We start from the raw sequence: 13,177 nt of genomic DNA, 5'->3' as shown, positions 1-13,177 counted from the left end.
TTCAGTTCGAGAAGGCGGCGATGCCGGTGATGGCGCGGCCGAGGATCAAAGCGTGGATGTCGTGGGTTCCCTCATAGGTGTTGACCACTTCAAGGTTCACCAGATGGCGGGCGACGGGGAACTCGTCGGAAATGCCGTTGCCGCCCAGCATGTCGCGCGCGGTGCGGGCGATATCGAGCGCCTTGCCGCAGGAGTTCCGCTTGAGGATCGAGGTCAGCTCGACCGGCGGCGCGCCTTCGTCCTTCAGGCGGCCAAGCCGCAGGCAGCCTTGCAGGCCGAGCGCGATCTCGGTCGCCATGTCGGCGAGCTTTTTCTGGATCAGCTGGTTGGCAGCGAGCGGACGGCCGAACTGCTTGCGGTCGATGACATATTGCCGGGCCGTCTCGTAGCAGGATTCCGCTGCGCCGAGCGCGCCCCAGGCGATGCCGAAACGCGCCGAGTTGAGGCAGGTGAAGGGCCCCTTCAGCCCGGTCACGCCGGGAAGCATGTTCTCCCCGGGCACGAAGACGTCGTCCATGACGATCTGGCCGGTGATCGAGGCCCGCAGGCCCACCTTGCCGTGGATGGCCGGTGCCGACAGGCCTTTCCAGCCCTTTTCCAGGATGAAGCCGCGGATCAGCCCATCCTCCGTCTTGGCCCAGACGACGAAAACGTCGGCGATCGGCGCATTGGAGATCCAGGTCTTGGACCCGTTGAGCAGATAACCGCCGTCCACCTTGCGGGCGCGGGTCGCCATCGAGCCGGGATCCGAGCCGTGGTCCGGCTCGGTCAGGCCGAAGCAGCCGATCTTGGTTCCGGCGATCAGGCCGGGCAGGTATTTGCGCTTCTGCTCCTCGCTGCCGAAGGTGTAGATCGGCACGATGACCAGCGACGACTGCACGCTCATCATCGAGCGATAACCGCTGTCGATGCGTTCGATCTCGCGGGCGATCAGCCCATAGGAGACATAGTTCAGCCCGGCGCCGCCGTAATCTTCCGAAACCGTCGGCCCGAGCAGGCCGAGTTCGCCCATCTCCGCGAAGATCGAGGGATCCGTCTTCTCGTGGCGGAAGGCCTCCTGCACGCGCGGCGCCAGCCTGTCCTGGGCGTAGGCACGGGCCGTCTGGCGCACCATACGCTCTTCGTCGCTGAGCTGGGCGTCGAGCCCGAACGGATCGGCCCAGTCGAAGGCGCTTTTGTTGGAAGCATGCATGTTCATGGTCGTTCCTTATCCTAACGAGCGTGGATGCCAACGCATCCACGCGACCTCAATCGCCGGCGCGACTCCTCCGGGCCGCTTGGCTACTTCGGCACGCTTTTCAGCAATTCGCGGCCGATGATCAGCTTCTGGACCTCCGTCGCGCCTTCATAGATCCGCAGCGCGCGGATCTCGCGATAGAGGCGCTCGGTGATCTCGCCGACGCGCACGCCGCGGCCGCCGAAGAGCTGGAGCGCCTGGTCGATCACCCATTGCGCATTTTCGGTCGCCGTCATCTTGGCCATCGCGGCCTCCCGCGTGATCGGCAGCTTCTGCACGTCGCGCCGCCAGGCGGTCCGGCAGGTGAGCAGCGCGGCCGCATCGATCGCCGTCGCCATGTCGCCGAGCGTGCTCTGGGCTGTCGGCAGGTCGGCGAGCGTGGCGCCGAACATGGCGCGGCTGCGTGCATGGGCGAGCGCCTCATCGAGTGCGCGACGCGCGAAACCGATCGCCGCCGCCGCCACCGACGGGCGGAAAATGTCGAGCGTGCGCATCGCGATCTTGAAGCCCTCGCCCGGCGCGCCGAGCATCTGGGCCGCGGGGATGCGGCAGTTCTCGAAGCGAATGCGGGCAAGCGGATGCGGCGCGATGGTCTCAATGCGCTCGGCGACCGAGAATCCCGGCGTGTCGGCGAAGACGACGAAGGCCGAAATGCCGCGCGTGCCCGGCGCCTCGCCGGTGCGGGCAAACACCGTATAGACGTCGGCGATGCCGCCGTTGGAGATCCAGATCTTCTCGCCGTCGAGGACGAAGCTGTCGCCCTCTCGCCGCGCCGTCATGCTCATGGCGGCGACGTCGGACCCCGCATTTGGCTCCGACAGCGCGAAGGCCGAGATCAGTTCGCCCCGCGCGATGGCGGGCAGAATGCGCTGCCTGATCTCGTCGGACCCGGAAAGGCTGATGGCGCCGGTGCCGAGCCCCTGCATGGCGAAAGCGAAGTCGGCGAGGCCATCTGCATAGGCAAGCGTTTCGCGCACAAGGCAAAGCGAGCGGCTGTCGATCTCGTCCGAGACCCCGCCGAACGCCTTGGGCACGCAGTTACGCAGGATGCCCGCCGCGCCGAGTGCGGCGACCAGTTTCTTGCAGGCGGCATCGGCGTCGGCATGGTCGATCGTGCCAAGTCCGCCCCCCGCGATGAAGCGGTCGAGCTCGGTCGCGAGCGAGCGATGCGCCGCATCGAAGAAGGGCCATTCGAGATGGTCCCGAGTCGGGCAGCCGATAGCGATGGGATGATGCGCACCCATGGATCAGTCCCCCTGAAAATCGGGCTTCGACTTGGCGGCGAAAGCCTCGAACGCCCGACGGAAATCACCCGTCGCCATGCAGATGGCCTGGGCCTGGGCTTCCGATTCGATCAGTTCCTCGATGCCCATCGACCATTCCTGGTCGAGCATCTTCTTGGTCATGGTGTGAGCGAACCACGGTCCGTCCGCGATCATGCGGGCGAAGCGGTGCGCCTCGTCGTGCAGCGCGGCGCCGTCATGCAGCGCATTGTAGAAGCCCCAGGCATGGCCTTCAGTGGCCGTCATCACCCGTCCGGTGAACAGCAGCTCGGCCGCCCTGCCCTGGCCGATGATGCGCGGAAGGATGCCGCAGGCCCCCATGTCGGCGCCGGCGAGCCCGACGCGGGTGAACAGGAAGGCCGTCTTGGTATCGGGCGTGGCGAGGCGGTGGTCGGCGGCCATGGCCAGGATCGCGCCGGCGCCGGCGCAGATGCCGTCCACCGCCGCGATGACCGGCTGCGGGCAGGCGCGGATCTGCCGCACCAGGTCGCCGGTCATACGGGTGAAGGCGAGCAGGTCGGGCATCGCCATCTTGGTCAACGGTTCGATGATTTCGAACACGTCGCCGCCGGAGCAAAAATTGCCACCGGCGCCGGCGAGCACAACGGCTCGCACGTCGCTGGCCCTGGCCAGCGACCGGAACAGATCTCCGAGTTCCTCGTAGCTCTCGAAGGTCAGCGGGTTCTTCTTTTCCGGACGGTTGAGGGTGATCGTCGCGACGCGTCCGTCCTCGTCCGTCTCGAACAGGAAATGCCTGGCCTTGTGGCCCTTGAAGGGACGCTTCTTGTCCTGCATCGCATTGGTCATCCGGTGTCACCCCCGTGTTCTGGTGGCCGGGCGCCATTGTCTGGGCGTCCGGCGATGGCCCTGGTGGGCGCGGTTGCGTTAGTGGCCATCCGGTCCATACGCCTGGGCCGGAGAGCGCCTCAGTCGTTCGCCGAAGGCGGCAGGAACTCCACCTCGTGCTGTGCCGAGATCTTCACGACTTCTTCCGGGTCGCCGAGGTTGTGGAGCTTCTCGAAAAGCTGATCGAGCATGCGCGTGGGCGAGACCCAGAACAGCGCCCGCGTCGGCTTGTCCGACTTGTTGAAATAACCGTGCGGGATGCCGCGCGGCATGCGCACGAGATCGCCTGCCTGCGCCTTGACCCACTGGCCGTCGAGCTTGAGGTCCAGTTCTCCTTCCTGAACCAGGATGAACTCGTCCTGGGTGGGATGGATGTGCACAGGCACGAACTGCCCGGGCGCGCTGTTGGTCTCGAAGGCGAAGGTCGCCTCGCACAGCGCCTTCGGGAAATAGACCTGCCCCAGTATGTTCCAGCTCTTGCCGCTCAGGCCCGTGCCGCTGCGTGTGATGCCCTTTTCCAATGCAATCGTCATGCTTTCATTCCTCCCTGTCGAAGTTGCAGTTGCCCCTCACCCTTGCCCTCTACCCATGACGGAGAGAGGGGACCGCCACCGTTGCCGCTTCGTCCTTCTCCCCTCCTTCGGGAGACGTGCCGGCAGGCGGATGAGGGGCGTTCCGAAGCCTGCAAGCCTAGCCTCCCATGACCTCGCCTCCGGCGACCGGAATGGCCTGGCCGGTGATCGCCGTCGACCCCTCCGCGACCAGCCACATGACCGTGCTCGCGACCTCATCAGGCGTCACCAGCCGGCCCTGTGGATTGGCACGCGCCAAGCTGGCCCGCGCCTCGTCGCGGCTGCGGCCGGTCTTGTCGGTGATCGTATCGACGGCGCCGTCGAGTAAAGGCGTATCGGTGAAGCCGGGGCAGACCGCATTGACGGTCACGTCGGTCCGCGCGAGTTCCAGCGCCAGCGCCCGGGTCAGCCCGACCACGCCGTGCTTCGAGGCGCAATAGGCCGACACATAGGCATAGCCCGTGAGGCCGGCCGTGCTCGCGACGTTGACGACGCGGCCGCTTCCCGCCCGGCGGATCGAAGGCAGCAGCGCCTGTGTCACCAGGAACATGCCGGTGAGATTGATGCCGATGACGCGGTTCCAAAGGTCGAGACCGGTCTTCTCGAAGGGCGCGGACGGCGCCTCGCCCGCGCAATTGACGAGCACACCGACGTCACCGCCCCATGCCAGCGCCTTCGACACACCCGCTTCGACGGCTTTCGGATCGGTGACGTCGAACCCGCCGATGACGAGGCTGTCGCCGCCGGCCGCGGCGATCTCGCCTGCGACCGCCTCGAGCGGCCCGGCCCTACGGCCGGCGAGCGTCACGCGCATGCCGTCGGCGGCGAGCGCCAGCGCGATCGCCCGTCCGATGCCGCTGCCGGCTCCGGTTAAGAAGGCATGTCTCATCGCGCCGCCTTGGCCGCTTCGGCTGCCCTGATCAGGTTGTTTTCATACTGCGCCCGCGCCGAACGGTATTGCTTGGGCCAGGACTGGCCGGCAAAGCCGATCTTGGCGGCCTCATGCATGACGAAGGACGGGTCGGCCAGGTGCGGACGCGCCACCGCGCAAAGATCCGCCCGGCCCGCCGCGATGATCGAGTTGGCGTGGTCGGCCTCGGAGATCGCGCCGACGGCGATGGTCGGCACCTGGATCTCGTTGCGGATCTTGTCGGAGAACGGGGTCTGGAACAAGCGGCCGTAGACCGGCTTCTCCTCCTTCACCACCTGGCCCGACGAGCAGTCGATCAGGTCGGCGCCGGCTTCCTTGAACATCCTGGCGAAGATCGCAGCGTCCTCCGGCGTGTTGCCGCCCTCGAACCAGTCGTTGGTCGAAAGGCGCACCGAGATCGGCTTTTCCGCCGGCCAGACGGCACGGACGGCGTGGAACACTTCCAGCGGGAAGCGCGCCCGCGCCTCATGGTCGCCGCCATATTCGTCGTCGCGCAGATTGGTGAGCGGCGACAGGAAACTCGACAGCAGGTAGCCATGCGCGGCGTGGAGCTCGAGGATGTCGAAACCGATCTCGGCCGCCCGCTTTGCAGCGGCGACGAAGTCGGCAACCACGCGGTCCATGTCTTCCCGCGTCATCGCCTTCGGCACGTCCGAATGCTGAAGGTAGGGGATGGCCGAAGCCGAGAGCAGAGGCCAGCCTCCCTCGGTGACGGGCTGGTCGATGCCTTCCCAGGCGACCTTGGTCGCGCCCTTGCGCCCGGCATGCCCGATCTGGATGCCGATCTTGGCAGGCGTCTCCTGGTGAACGAAGTGGACGACGCGTTTCCAGGCCTCGGCCTGCTCGTCGTTCCAGAGGCCAAGGCAGCCCGGCGTGATGCGCGCGTCGGGCGACACGCAGGTCATCTCGGGGAAGATCAGCGCCGCGCCACCCATGGCGCGCGCGCCGAGATGGACGAGATGGAAATCGTTCGGCATGCCGTCGACGGCCGAATACATCGCCATCGGCGAGACCATGATGCGATTGTGCAGCGTCAGCTCGCGCACCTTGAACGGCGTGAACATCGGCGGTGGAACAGCTCCGTTGGAGGCCGGGTCCACGCCGGCCCGCTCGGCGAACCAGCGCTCGTAGCTTTCCAGCCAGTCCTTGTCGCGCAGGCGCAGGTTCTCGTGGCTGATACGCTGCGAGCGCGTCAGCATGGAGTACATGAACTGCTCGGGCTCGAGCGTGTCGGCATAACGGGTGCCGACGACCTCGAACCACTCCATGGCATTGCGTGCCGCATTCTGGATGCGCGCGACATCGACGCGGCGCACCTCTTCATAGGCGGCGAGCACATCGGGAATGTTCTTCACGTCGTGACCGGCGATATCGAACTGCCGGGTGAGCTCGATGGCGTCGTCGATCGCAAGCTTGGTGCCGGAGCCGATGGCGAAATGGGCGGTATGGGCGCTGTCCCCCATCAGCACGACGTGGCTGCGGCCGTTGAAATGGCTCCATTTCTCGCAGATCAGCCGGCCGAAATTCAGCCAGGCCGAGCCGCGCAGATGGCGCGCATTGGTCATCAGCTTGTGGCCGTCGAGCGTTTCGGCGAACAGCTTCTCGCAGAACGCGATCGACTGGTCCTGGTCCATCTCGTGGAGGCCATGCGCCTTGAAGACGTCTTCCGTCGTCTCGACGATGAAGGTCGAGGTGTCGGCGTCGAAACGATAGATATGGGCCTGGAACCAGCCGTGCTCCGTCTTGCGGAAGTCGAAGGTGAAGGCTTCGAAGGGCTTGTTGGTACCGAGCCAGACATAGCGGTTCGGCCTCACCACCATATCGGGGTTGAAAGCGTCGGCATACTTGGCGCGAATCCGGGAATTCACGCCGTCGGCCGCGATGATCAGGTCCGCATCGGCGAATTCCTCGTCGCTCTGGACTTCGTGTTCGAACACCAGCTCGACGCCGAGCTCGATGCAGCGTTCCTGCAGGATGTTCAGCATCTTCTTGCGGCCGATGCCGACGAAACCGTGGCCGGTGGTGCGGATCTTGCGGCCCTTGAACACCAGTTCGATATCGTCCCAGTGGTTGAAGGCGTCCTCGATCGCAACCGCCGTCTTCGGGTCCCACTGGCGCATCGACTGCATCGTGGCATCCGAGAAGACGACACCCCAGCCGAACGTGTCGAACGGCCGGTTGCGCTCGACCACGCGCACATGATGCTCGGGATGCCGGCTCTTCATCAGAAGCGCGAAATAAAGCCCCGCCGGGCCGCCTCCGATACAGACAATCCGCATGACCGCTCTCCCGTTTTGGCCGATGTCGACGCCGATGCCGGACCTGCGGCATCGAGCTTGCCCTAAGGGTGGACTCGATCCGGAGAAATTTCAAGCTTAAAGTTTTTTTGCCTCTCGAATCCTTTGACATTCATGGTGGAGCCGGCTTCTCACGGGCACGGATTCGGGTAACTTCGCTCGACGCCCGGCAGCTTGCCGCCGGGCCGAGGAGGAGGCGTGTGACATGACGGAGAGCCGAGAGGTCCTACACGAAAAGCGCGGCCGCGCAGGCTGGATCACCATCGATCGGGCGGCCAAACGCAATTCGATCAATGCCGCGGTCATGTCGGGCATCACTTCCGGCATCGAGCAATCATCGGCCGATCCCGACGTCAGGGCGATCGTGCTCACCGGCGCCGGCGACAAGGCATTTTGCGCCGGCGCCGATCTTTCCGGGGGGGCAGAGGCTTTCGGGCGCAGCTTCGCCGAGCCGAGCCAGCCTTTCGCCAACCTGCTGCGCGCGGCCCATGCCTGCCGCCTGCCCATCATCGCGCGTGTGAACGGGGCCTGCATGGCGGGCGGCATGGGCCTGCTTGCTATGTGCGACATGGCGGTCGCCGCCGATCATGCCATCTTCGGTCTGCCCGAGGTCAAGATCGGCGTCTTTCCCATGCAGGTCCTGTCCGTGCTGCAACAGCTCATCGCGCGGCGAGATCTGATGGAGCTCTGCATCACCGGCGAGCCTGTCGATGCAGCAACTGCGTTGGCCATGCGTCTCGTCAACCATGTCGTGCCGGCGCAGGAACTCGATGCCAAGACGGATTGGCTGCTCGCCAGGATCTTCGACAAGTCGCCGACGGCAATCCGGCGCGGCAAATATGCGATGGCTGCGATCGCCGACATGAGCTTCGAGCAGGCGTTGAGCTTCACCGAGACGCAGATCGGCGTCACGGCGCTGACCGAGGACGCGGCCGAGGGCGTCGCTGCCTTCACCGAAAAACGCAGTCCGGTCTGGACGGGGAGATGACCATGGCCGGGAAGCTGGTCCGCATCGGCGGCGCGTCGGGTTTCTGGGGCGACAGCAGCCTCGGCGCGCTGCAACTCGCCCGCAGCGGCAAGGTCGACTATCTGGCGTTCGACTATCTCGCCGAGGTCACCATGTCGCTTCTGGTGCGGGCGCGAGAGAAGGACCCTGCACAGGGATATGCGACTGATTTCGTCGGCGTGGTGAAGATGCTGCTCGCCGACATCACGTCGCGCGGCATCCGCATCGTTGCCAATGCCGGCGGCGTGAACCCGCGCGCCTGCGCAGCCGCGTTGCGCGAGATCGCGGTGGCAGCCGGCTCCACACTCGAGATCGCCATCGTCGAGGGCGACGACGTCTCGGGCCTCGCCGATATGCTGCGGAGCGAAGGCACGACCGAGATGTTCTCCTGCGCGCCTTTTCCCGAAAGGATCCTCAGCGCCAACGCCTATCTCGGCGCCTCGCCGATTGCGGCGGCCCTCGGCAAGGGCGCCGATATCGTCGTCACCGGACGCGTCGCCGACAGCGCGCTGGCGCTCGGTATCTTGATGCACGAGTTCGGCTGGCGCGCCGACCAATGGGACAGGCTGGCCTCGGGAAGCCTCGTCGGCCACATCCTCGAATGCGGCGCGCAGGCGACGGGCGGCTTGCACACCGACTGGGAGACCGTGCCGGACTGGGCCAATATAGGTTATCCGATCGCCGAATGTGCCGGGGACGGCAGCTTCGTCGTCACCAAGCCCGACGGCACAGGCGGACTGGTGACGCCTGCCGTCATCGCCGAGCAGATGCTCTACGAGGTGGGCGACCCGACACGGTATGTGCTGCCCGACGTGACCGCGGACTTCTCCGAGGTGCGGATCGAGCAGGCCGGCCCGGACCGGGTCCGGGTCACGGGAGCTTCGGGGCAGCCTGCGCCCGCCGCCTACAAGGTCTCGGCCACGCATGTCGACGGATGGCGCGCCTTCGGCGCCTTGTCTGTCATCGGCATCGATGCCGACGGCAAGGCACGGCGGACGGCGGAAGCCATCCTGGAACGCACGCGCGACATCTTCCGCCAGCGCAACCTTGCCGACTACCGCCGGACGGACATCGAGATCCTGGGGGCGGAAGCCGTCTATGGCCCGCATTCACGCGCCGCCGGCGCCCGCGAGGTCGTGATGAAGCTGGGCGTCGAGCATGACGATCCGACCGCTCTCGGCATTTTCGCCCGCGAGATCGCGCCGGCGGCGACGAGCTTCGCGCCGGGAACCACGGGCTTCGCGGGCGGACGTCCGAAGCCGACGCCGATCGTCAGGCTGTTTTCCTTCCTGCTTGATAAGGACAGGCTACCGCCGCCCGAAGTGACAATCGGAACGGAGCATTTCGAGGTCCCGGTCGCTATCGCCATGAGCGGGGCGAAGACCGCCGAGCGCCCAGCTCCGGCCGTCGAGCCCTATGACGGCGAAACGGTTTTGGTTCCCCTTGTCCGGCTCGCCTTCGCGCGTTCCGGCGACAAGGGCGACTGCGCCAATATCGGCGTGATCCCGCGCGACCCGGCCTTCACGGCCGTGCTGCGGCGAGAGCTGACGGCCGAGCGCGTGCGGGACTATTTCGCGCATCTCGTCGACGGCCCCGTCCATCGTTTTGAGGTGCCCGGGGTCGGCGGATTCAATTTCCTGCTCGAGCGGGCACTCGCCGGAGGCGGCATGGCTAGCCTGCGCAACGACCCGCTCGGCAAGGGTTTCGCCCAGATGCTGCTCGACATGCCGGTCGCCGTTCCCGCCGACTTGGCGCGGGGGATCGCTAATCAGCCGGCCGACAGGCCCTGAGGGACCCCTTGTATGAGGAAATCCTGCTATGGATGAGGAGTTGGCTCTGCAGGGGTGGCCACCCCTGCAGAGCCAACCCATCAACAATAGCCCAATTCCCTCATACAAGGGGTACGGCAGTGCCTAAACACTTGTGGGAAAAGGCGGCGATAGCCGGAAACAAGGGTGCTCTCCCCGTCGTTCACGGGGAGAATATACCCTACGCCGCCAGCTGCTGCAGGTAGCGGTCGGCCTCCTCCGGCACGGCGAACCACGGGAACAGATCGGGCGGATTGTCGAAGCCGTTGGCGATCCGCCTGGCGAGCACCGGGAAAGCCTGCGCCGATCCCATGATGTTGAGCACATGGGGCGGCGGCGGCTGCAGCAGGGCGTTGGTCCAGCCGACGACGAACTGGGCATAGTTCCAGTAGCGATCGAAGGTCGCCTGCATGAAGGCCTCGTCGAAGGCCTTGTCGCCATGGGCGACGATGGCATCCATGTAGATCCGCGCGGCCTTCGAGGCGTTGTTGGAACCCTGCCCCGTGATCGGATCGTTGAGGCAGACCGCATCCGCCAGGCCGAGCACCACCTTGCCCGAGGGCAGCCGGCCGATCGGCTTGCGTACGGTGGGCGGAAAGGCGCCGGCCAGGATGCCGTTGGCGTCGGTCAGTTCGACCTTTTGGCAGCGTTCGGCCTCCCAGGGCAGGAAGGTGTCGAGGATCCATTTCGACCGCGCCAGATGCTCCTGCGGCGTGGCGACGTCCTTCCAGCAGTCCATCGGGCCGCCGGGAATGCCTTCCAGCACCATGATGTCGCAAGGGCCGCTGTTGGTCAGCGCCGGGAAGACGAAATACTCGCCCACGCCGGGGATCAGGTTGAAGTTCACGGCTGAATGGTCAGGCCGCGGCGTCATGCCATGGACATAGGTCAAAGCGAGCGCACGCTGCGGCTTGTCGTAGGGAGACTTGGCCGCGTCACGCTCGAACATCCTGGCGATGTCGCCCTTGCCGGCGGCCACGATGGTGAGGTCGGACGATGCGGCATAGGTCTCGAGGTCGGCGATCGTCGCCTCCTTGATCTCCAGCGTGCCGCCGCGCCGCTCGAGTTCCTTCATCCAGACCGGATATTTCGTGCGCTGGTCGACGCTCTGCGCCGGCCGCTCCAGCAAACCGTTCCAGTCGATGGTCTTGTGGCCGGGCTTATCGGGCGCCGGGACCACGAAGTTGATGGAATCGACTGTCGGGCACTCCTTGCCCCAGAAGTCGAGCCCGACATCGCGCTCGTTCTGCAGGGCGGCATCGAACATGCACTGGCTCGACATGACCTTGCCGGTGCGGATGTCCTCGGCCGTGCGGTTCTGAACGACCTTGACCTCATAGCCTTTCTGCAGGAGCCCGCAGGCAAGCTGAAGGCCGGCCTGGCCTCCGCCCAGAATCGTTATCTTGCGACTGCTCATCGTCATTCCCCTTGTTGGTTGTCTCACAGTGGCCTCAATCGTCGGCGCGGCCCATCCGGGCCGGCTAGAGCGCCGCGCGTCCGTTCGGACGCGCAAAGGACGCTCTGACACCTTAAGTCGACGCATCGTGCTTTCCGAAAATCGAGTGCGATTTTCGGGCCGATGCGGTAGCTTTCGCGCCAACGGGCGCGGCGCGCGTCGCGCGCTCCAACGGTCACAGACCGTTGGAACCCCTTCCTGGCCATGCCGCGCCAAGGCGGCGGCCGACTATTCCATCAGCAGCGGGATCGCCGGATCGATCCGCTCGGGACCGATCGCGGTGTAGCCGCCGTCCACCCTGATGTCGGTGCCGGTGATGAAGCTCGCGGCATCCGAGAGCAGGAAGGCGACCGCCTCCGCCACCTCGGACGGGTCGCCCGTGCGGCGCAGCAGATGGAAGGGTGCGGCGACGCCGTCGGTCTTTTCCCTGTTGTCGTTGCTGAGCTGCTTCATGATGTTGCTCCAGGTCCAGCCGGGAGAGACAGCGTTGACCCGGATTCCGTCGGGCGCCAGATCGAGCGCCTGGTTGCGGGTCAGTTGCAGGATCGCAGCCTTCGATACGGGATAGGCCCATCGCCCCACCTGGGCAACGCGCGCCGAGATCGAACAGAAATTGACGATCGCACCCTTGTTCTTGGCCAGATGTGGCCGGGCGGCCTGCATCAGCACGACCGAGCCGACGACATTGACGTCGAGGGCCTTCAGCCAGTCCGCCCGCGACGTTTCCGCGCCGTCGTCCAGATAGGTCGCCGCGACATTGACGAGGAAGTCGAGCCGGCCGTGGCGCTCCACGGTGGAGGCGACCAGGGCGTGGATGTCGTCGTCGCTCGTTATGTCGGTCCGGATGAAGCTCGCCTTGGGGCCGATGCCGCTTGCCACCCTCGCGCCGTCGGCCTCGTTGATGTCCGCGATCACGACATTGACGCCATACCCCGCGAGCACCGCCGCGCAGCTCTCGCCGATGAGCGTGGCGCCGCCCGAGATGATCGCGGTCTTTCCGTCCAGGCCCTTCATTTTTGAATCCTCCTTGATCGATGATATCGGCGGGCACCCCGCGCCACTCAGGCGGCAGAAAGCGACCGCGGAACCGAAGAAAAACCGCCGTCGAGATAGACAAGCGAATGCCCGTCGCCCGGCACGGTCTCGACCACCCGTCCGATCAGGATAATATGGGTGGTGTGATCGACGACCTTGTCGAGCCGGCATTCGAAGGAAACGAGCGCGCCTCCCACGATCGGTGCTCCGGTCGACCCCGCCCGCCAGTCGCCGATAGAGAACCGGTCCTCGGCGGCAAGGCTGGTCTGGCCGGCGAAGGTGCGCGCGATCGGCTCCTGGGCATGGGAAAGCACGTTGACGGCGAAAACGCCGGAATCGGGAACGAACTGTGCGACCCAGGTCTTGCGGTTGACGCAGGCGACCAGGGAGGGCGGCTCGGCCGACAGCGAGCAGACCGCCGTCGCCGTCAGCCCACGGCGCTCGCCGTCATTGCCCAGCGTGGTGATCACGCTCACCGCGCCGGCCACTTTGCGCATACCAGCAAGAAAGAGGTCGGATGTCATTCACTCCTCCATCGGTTCCCTGGCGGACACGTCGCCTGGCAATCGCTGCGAGGCTCGCGTTTCTTTTAGACTTCAATTACATTGAGAGTGAGGTGGACGGCCGTCGCCCGCAATCCAGATCGCGCGGCCACTATCCATATCGCGCAGTCTGAAGACCGAATGCGACCGTTGGGAGAAGGTTG

Annotated in this window: 11 protein-coding genes; 2 read left to right on the top strand and 9 right to left on the bottom strand. The window is 65.8% G+C overall.

Going from position 1 to position 13,177, the window contains the following annotated elements; translation table 11 throughout:
* Nucleotide 1: 1 nt before the first annotated feature.
* From JN280_RS17480 to JN280_RS17455, 6 genes are all read right to left on the bottom strand, one after another.
* Nucleotides 2-1,192, bottom strand: a complete 1,191-nt coding sequence (locus JN280_RS17480) for an acyl-CoA dehydrogenase (protein ID WP_202314822.1) — start codon at nt 1,190-1,192, stop codon at nt 2-4.
* An 89-nt stretch (nt 1,193-1,281) separates the two neighbouring features.
* The gene (locus JN280_RS17475; RefSeq protein WP_202313878.1) at nt 1,282-2,481 is read right to left on the bottom strand and encodes an acyl-CoA dehydrogenase family protein; all 1,200 of its coding nucleotides are present in this window, start codon (nt 2,479-2,481) and stop codon (nt 1,282-1,284) included.
* 3 nt (nt 2,482-2,484) lie between these two features.
* On the bottom strand, nt 2,485-3,327 hold the full coding sequence (locus JN280_RS17470; RefSeq protein WP_202313877.1) for an enoyl-CoA hydratase family protein: 843 nt from the start codon (nt 3,325-3,327) through the stop codon (nt 2,485-2,487).
* A gap of 119 nt (nt 3,328-3,446) precedes the next feature.
* The gene (locus JN280_RS17465) at nt 3,447-3,899 is read right to left on the bottom strand and encodes a cupin domain-containing protein (RefSeq protein ID WP_202313876.1); all 453 of its coding nucleotides are present in this window, start codon (nt 3,897-3,899) and stop codon (nt 3,447-3,449) included.
* A gap of 157 nt (nt 3,900-4,056) precedes the next feature.
* Complete coding sequence (locus tag JN280_RS17460) at nt 4,057-4,827, bottom strand: SDR family NAD(P)-dependent oxidoreductase (protein ID WP_202313874.1); 771 nt, start codon at nt 4,825-4,827, stop codon at nt 4,057-4,059.
* The gene (locus JN280_RS17455; protein WP_202313872.1) at nt 4,824-7,148 is read right to left on the bottom strand and encodes a bifunctional salicylyl-CoA 5-hydroxylase/oxidoreductase; all 2,325 of its coding nucleotides are present in this window, start codon (nt 7,146-7,148) and stop codon (nt 4,824-4,826) included. Before JN280_RS17455 ends, JN280_RS17460 begins: the two co-directional genes overlap by 4 nt.
* 223 nt (nt 7,149-7,371) lie before the next feature.
* Here JN280_RS17455 and JN280_RS17450 point away from each other — a divergent pair, with 223 nt between their 5' ends.
* Nucleotides 7,372-8,154: an enoyl-CoA hydratase/isomerase family protein gene (locus JN280_RS17450; RefSeq protein ID WP_202313870.1), complete on the top strand. Its 783-nt coding sequence runs from the start codon at nt 7,372-7,374 to the stop codon at nt 8,152-8,154.
* A 2-nt stretch (nt 8,155-8,156) separates the two neighbouring features.
* A complete protein-coding gene (locus JN280_RS17445) occupies nt 8,157-9,962 on the top strand; it encodes an acyclic terpene utilization AtuA family protein (protein ID WP_202313868.1) in 1,806 nt (601 codons plus the stop codon).
* A gap of 199 nt (nt 9,963-10,161) precedes the next feature.
* On the opposite strand, the gene JN280_RS17440 is transcribed toward JN280_RS17445, so the two are convergent.
* From JN280_RS17440 to JN280_RS17430, 3 genes are all read right to left on the bottom strand, one after another.
* Nucleotides 10,162-11,397, bottom strand: coding sequence for a styrene monooxygenase/indole monooxygenase family protein (locus JN280_RS17440; RefSeq protein ID WP_202313866.1), 1,236 nt, complete (start codon nt 11,395-11,397; stop codon nt 10,162-10,164).
* Nucleotides 11,398-11,664: 267 nt separating this feature from the next.
* Complete coding sequence (locus tag JN280_RS17435) at nt 11,665-12,450, bottom strand: SDR family oxidoreductase (RefSeq protein WP_244743373.1); 786 nt, start codon at nt 12,448-12,450, stop codon at nt 11,665-11,667.
* A 47-nt stretch (nt 12,451-12,497) separates the two neighbouring features.
* The gene (locus JN280_RS17430) at nt 12,498-12,995 is read right to left on the bottom strand and encodes a flavin reductase family protein (RefSeq protein ID WP_202313864.1); all 498 of its coding nucleotides are present in this window, start codon (nt 12,993-12,995) and stop codon (nt 12,498-12,500) included.
* Nucleotides 12,996-13,177: the final 182 nt, after the last annotated feature.

This window comes from Mesorhizobium sp. L-8-10 (genome assembly GCF_016756635.1).
Lineage (GTDB): Bacteria > Pseudomonadota > Alphaproteobacteria > Rhizobiales > Rhizobiaceae.
The sequence above is the reverse complement of the archived record's forward strand: the minus strand, read 5'-3'. Positions and strand labels throughout refer to the sequence as shown.

What these genes read in the sequence shown, in the direction of transcription:
- JN280_RS17480 (WP_202314822.1), bottom strand. Translation starts at nt 1,192, where the DNA reads ATGCATGCTTCCAACAAAAGCGCCTTCGACTGGGCCGATCCGTTCGGG.
- JN280_RS17475 (WP_202313878.1), bottom strand. Translation starts at nt 2,481, where the DNA reads ATGGGTGCGCATCATCCCATCGCTATCGGCTGCCCGACTCGGGACCAT.
- JN280_RS17470 (WP_202313877.1), bottom strand. Translation starts at nt 3,327, where the DNA reads ATGACCAATGCGATGCAGGACAAGAAGCGTCCCTTCAAGGGCCACAAG.
- JN280_RS17465 (WP_202313876.1), bottom strand. Translation starts at nt 3,899, where the DNA reads ATGACGATTGCATTGGAAAAGGGCATCACACGCAGCGGCACGGGCCTG.
- JN280_RS17460 (WP_202313874.1), bottom strand. Translation starts at nt 4,827, where the DNA reads ATGAGACATGCCTTCTTAACCGGAGCCGGCAGCGGCATCGGACGGGCG.
- JN280_RS17455 (WP_202313872.1), bottom strand. Translation starts at nt 7,148, where the DNA reads ATGCGGATTGTCTGTATCGGAGGCGGCCCGGCGGGGCTTTATTTCGCG.
- JN280_RS17450 (WP_202313870.1), top strand. Translation starts at nt 7,372, where the DNA reads ATGACGGAGAGCCGAGAGGTCCTACACGAAAAGCGCGGCCGCGCAGGC.
- JN280_RS17445 (WP_202313868.1), top strand. Translation starts at nt 8,157, where the DNA reads ATGGCCGGGAAGCTGGTCCGCATCGGCGGCGCGTCGGGTTTCTGGGGC.
- JN280_RS17440 (WP_202313866.1), bottom strand. Translation starts at nt 11,397, where the DNA reads ATGAGCAGTCGCAAGATAACGATTCTGGGCGGAGGCCAGGCCGGCCTT.
- JN280_RS17435 (WP_244743373.1), bottom strand. Translation starts at nt 12,450, where the DNA reads ATGAAGGGCCTGGACGGAAAGACCGCGATCATCTCGGGCGGCGCCACG.
- JN280_RS17430 (WP_202313864.1), bottom strand. Translation starts at nt 12,995, where the DNA reads ATGACATCCGACCTCTTTCTTGCTGGTATGCGCAAAGTGGCCGGCGCG.